Source organism: Shewanella sp. 11B5, assembly GCF_002836795.1.
Classification (GTDB): domain Bacteria; phylum Pseudomonadota; class Gammaproteobacteria; order Enterobacterales; family Shewanellaceae; genus Shewanella; species Shewanella frigidimarina.
This window is the reverse complement of record NZ_PJAP01000620.1, coordinates 1-3,779: the sequence shown is the minus strand read 5'-3', so window position 1 is coordinate 3,779 and position 3,779 is coordinate 1. Positions and strand designations below refer to the sequence as shown.

At 40.8% G+C, this 3,779-nt stretch carries 5 protein-coding genes; 3 read left to right on the top strand and 2 right to left on the bottom strand.

The genetic code is table 11. The features are described from left to right. Positions 1-1,070: GGDEF domain-containing protein (locus CXF78_RS14335; RefSeq protein ID WP_145991458.1), on the top strand; the 1,070-nt coding region annotated here is incomplete at its 5' end. Here CXF78_RS14335 and CXF78_RS14330 read toward each other — a convergent pair. Both CXF78_RS14330 and CXF78_RS14325 read right to left on the bottom strand, forming a co-directional pair. Then, positions 1,065-1,589 carry a DUF3016 domain-containing protein gene (locus CXF78_RS14330; RefSeq protein WP_102037185.1) on the bottom strand — a complete coding sequence of 175 codons (525 nt, stop codon included), beginning with the start codon at positions 1,587-1,589 and terminating at the stop codon, positions 1,065-1,067. The two genes, CXF78_RS14335 and CXF78_RS14330, sit on opposite strands and share 6 nt — an antisense overlap. A 221-nt stretch (positions 1,590-1,810) precedes the next feature. Continuing rightward, complete coding sequence (locus CXF78_RS14325) at positions 1,811-2,320, bottom strand: DUF4240 domain-containing protein (protein WP_102037184.1); 510 nt, start codon at positions 2,318-2,320, stop codon at positions 1,811-1,813. Positions 2,321-2,410: 90 nt separating this feature from the next. On the opposite strand from CXF78_RS14325, the gene CXF78_RS14320 reads away from it, so the two are divergent. Beyond that, the gene (locus tag CXF78_RS14320) at positions 2,411-2,785 is read left to right on the top strand and encodes a hypothetical protein (RefSeq protein ID WP_257984916.1); all 375 of its coding nucleotides are present in this window, start codon (positions 2,411-2,413) and stop codon (positions 2,783-2,785) included. Positions 2,786-2,907: 122 nt separating this feature from the next. Next, positions 2,908-3,705 carry a response regulator gene (locus CXF78_RS14315; RefSeq protein WP_102037182.1) on the top strand — a complete coding sequence of 266 codons (798 nt, stop codon included), beginning with the start codon at positions 2,908-2,910 and terminating at the stop codon, positions 3,703-3,705. Positions 3,706-3,779: the final 74 nt, after the last annotated feature.

The window sequence follows — 3,779 nt, the reverse complement described above, 5'->3', positions numbered from 1 at the left end:
TAGGGGTAACCTATTGCCAAGGCTACTTTCTTGGACGACCAGCTCTCCATCCAAACAAGCAATTTAGCAGTGAACTGAGCACTCCCATAGCTCAACCTAATTCTCGTTATTGTGAAACAGCTGAAAGTTTATGCACCAACGCCATAAAAGCATCTCCTGGTACACAACTTAAAAAAATCAGTCAGACTTTTGCTGAACAACCAGCATTACAAGCCATTGTGGTAACCGAAAATAACAAGCCATTAGGTATCGTCAATCGCAGCACATTACTCGAGCTATTCAGTACACCTTATGGCCGTGCATTACACGAAAACCGCCCTGCGAAAATGGCAATGGACACCAACGTGTTACACATTGACGCCAACGAACCGCTTACCTATGTCAGTCAATTACTTACCTCAGATTCAGTCAACACGGTGGCGCAACAGTTCATTATTTTGCGAAATCAGCAGTTGATTGGCATTGGCCATACTAAAGATTTATTACAACGTATTACTGAACATAGAATAAAAATGGCGCGACACGCAAACCCTCTCACCAACTTGCCGGGAAATGTGCCAATACAAGAAGAGCTAAAACGCTTAAGGCTACAAAAAAAATCTTACTATCTTGCCTATTTAGATTTAAGCCATTTTAAACCTTACAACGATATTTATGGATTTTGGCGGGGGGATGAAGTCATTCAGTTAGTAGCAAACTTGTTGCTGCCTTATCAAAATGAACATTGTTTTGTTGGCCATATTGGTGGGGACGACTTTGTTATGATAAGCATGCAAGACGACACGCTAACCAATTGCCAAACAATTATTGAACGATTTGAGCAACAGAAAATGAGTTTTTATAATGGCGATCACTGGCTGGCGCAAACAATGCAAGCCCAAGACAGACAGGGGCTGCAATTCCAATACCCTTTGGTTTCATTATCCATTGGGGTTTTACCGCCATTGGTGACCCAGCAAGCAACAGAATATCAAATATCAACGTTAAGCGCCCAGGCCAAAAAGCAGGCAAAAATCGCTTCAAATGGATTTTACCTGCATGAAAAACAATCGACATTGCTTAGCTTATAATTTGGGAGCTACCGTTTTTTGTAACCAATCATCAAATAAGTTGGTTTCATATTGAAACGGTCTGTTATTGAAATTACGCGTATTGTTCATAAAACTCATGTCGATAATTTTTTCATCTCCAGCAATAATGACTTTGTCACCTTCATTTATGCTGTAACTAAACGTCGCTCTGGGTGGATATAAATCTTTTACAATACGTAAATCACCTGGCGTAGCCCCAAATGTTGGTCGCATGTCTCCAGCTAAATCAAGGTTAGTCACTTGCATTTGCAACGTCTGCCCTGGCTTAAGGATTTTTTCAGCTTGTTTATTGATGTTTTTGGTTAAGGTTTCAAATAAACGGTTTTCAAAGCGCGATTGAAGTTCATTTGAAGTTTTGATATCACGAAAATCTTTTGGGTTTTGCCACTCAATTTTAACCAGCCCCACTTCGGTAACCGGGTTCGGTTCTGGCGCATCTTCGGCCATGGCAACTTGGCATACCAATACCGGTGCAAGCAGTAAATATTTTACGTTCATAATAGACCTCCAAAGGGCTTAAGACGCTTACAACACAACCGCCTCAAACGGTAGGTTAAACAATCAATTCAGCACGTCATGTTTAACGTTTATCTAAACTGTTGTTGTCATATTGCAATGCGGATAATCGTCATTAAATTGAATGTTAGCCATCTAGCCAGCATCATATGTAATAACTATAGACCTGTTAAGCTGAACCAACGCTTAACAGTTTCATCCCACTAAAAAGGAAACCGTGCGCTCAATAAAGGATAGGTTTGACGCATTATTTTTGGCTTGGTACTGAATTTTTTACCCACTGGTGCGTTCAGCCCAGATGGCACAAACGGCAACTCATCCCCATTACGGTCTTCGTAAATTTTACCTGCAATTAAATCGTACTCTTCTACAAACGGGTAAGCATAATCATCCACTAACGGCCATTGTGCTAACTCACCCAAGCAATCAGGATTGGCAATAACCTTGTCATACCATTGCTGACCTAACGACAGTAAAAAACATCTAAACTCGGCAAAGGCATAGTCAGAGTCGCAACCGGTAATGATGTATGCCGCGCCCCAAACTGACCATAAATAACTACGGCGTAATTGTTGGCCTAACATTTTATCAAATGTCTTTAGCGCTTCATCATCCAAGACTTGCAATTGTTCGCGTAAACGCAATTCAAGATCAGCAGAAGACTGCTCCGGTTGATCTCGTGTTACTAGCGCCCAAAATTGTGTTTCTGTCATCAAAATGTATCCATCACTCTATTTTGTGAGATATTCTACCTCAAATTTTCCAGCTAGATGATCAATATGAACCAAAATGCAGGCCCCCGAATGCCAATTAGAGTCATGCTTCTTATCTCACTGTATGTTGTACTCACTCTTATTGCTATTTGGCGCGCGACAACTTATCAAGCATATGATTTATTAACACTGGGAGTGATACCGGTTTTTATTGGCTTAATCAAACGTGCGGCATGGACAAAAGTACTGTTGATCAGTTATGTATGCTTACAAACTCTCGGACTTGCAGCGATGACTACAACAGCAGTGATTGCTTATCAAATCACCCCTGATGACGTAAAACTGGTGTTTCAAGGTTATAACATTCCATTGATCCCACTGTGGTTGTTACTGTTGAGCGTGGTGGTATTTCAATGGTGGGTTGGACTGTCTAACGTGACTAGAGACTATCTCGTTAAAAAGTAAGCATAAAATGCTATTACTCAGGCCTGACTGCCATCCTCAGGCCATTTTTAGTGTATAATTCGCTCATGCGCGCAACATTAAAACAACAAAATAATAATAAATATATCTGTGGAACGTGAATTATGACTAGTTTATCCCCAAGTGAATTATCCATCCTATTACTTGAGCCTTCAGAGACTCAACGTAAAATTATCATTACACGTCTTCAGCAAGAAGGAGTGAGCAGCATTCAAACTGCCGAAACGATCGCTGAAGCCAAAACAATTATTCAACGCCATAAACCTGACTTAATCGCCAGTGCGCTGCATTTTGTCGATGGTGAAGCCACAGAACTACTGCAGTACATCAAAAGTACCCCCGCATTAAATGATATTCAATTTATGCTGGTTTCCAGTGAGTGTCGCCGTGAACAACTCGAAATCTTTAGGCAATCAGGTGTTGTCGCCATTTTGCCTAAGCCATTTAATGCAGAGCATTTAGCCACGGCACTTAATTCAACCATTGATTTACTCAGCCACGACGAGCTGGATTTAAGCCACTTTGACGTGCATAACATCAGGGTGTTAGTGGTTGATGATAGCCGAATGGCGCGTAATGTGATTAAACGCACTATTGGCAACTTAGGGATGCAACTGATTACTGAAGCGGTTGATGGTGAGCAGGCTATCAATCTGATGAAAGAAAACATGTATGACTTAGTGATAACCGACTACAACATGCCTTCGGTAGATGGATTAGCATTAACGCAATATATCCGTAACCACAGTCAACAATCACATATCCCGATTCTAATGGTGTCGTCAGAAGCCAATGATACCCACCTAAGTAATGTATTTAGTGCTGGGGTTAACGCCTTATGTGATAAACCTTTCGAACCACAGTTAGTAAAGAAAATTCTTTACCAACTGCTAGAAGAATAACCACAGAGCGAAAAAAGACATTATTTGTACTGATTTTGCTGTAAAACCACTACAGATACTGAATTTATGGGATA

Coding starts and splice junctions, on each gene's coding strand:
- CXF78_RS14330 (WP_102037185.1), bottom strand. CDS start 1,589: ATGAACGTAAAATATTTACTGCTTGCACCGGTATTGGTATGCCAAGTT.
- CXF78_RS14325 (WP_102037184.1), bottom strand. CDS start 2,320: ATGACAGAAACACAATTTTGGGCGCTAGTAACACGAGATCAACCGGAG.
- CXF78_RS14320 (WP_257984916.1), top strand. CDS start 2,411: ATGCCAATTAGAGTCATGCTTCTTATCTCACTGTATGTTGTACTCACT.
- CXF78_RS14315 (WP_102037182.1), top strand. CDS start 2,908: ATGACTAGTTTATCCCCAAGTGAATTATCCATCCTATTACTTGAGCCT.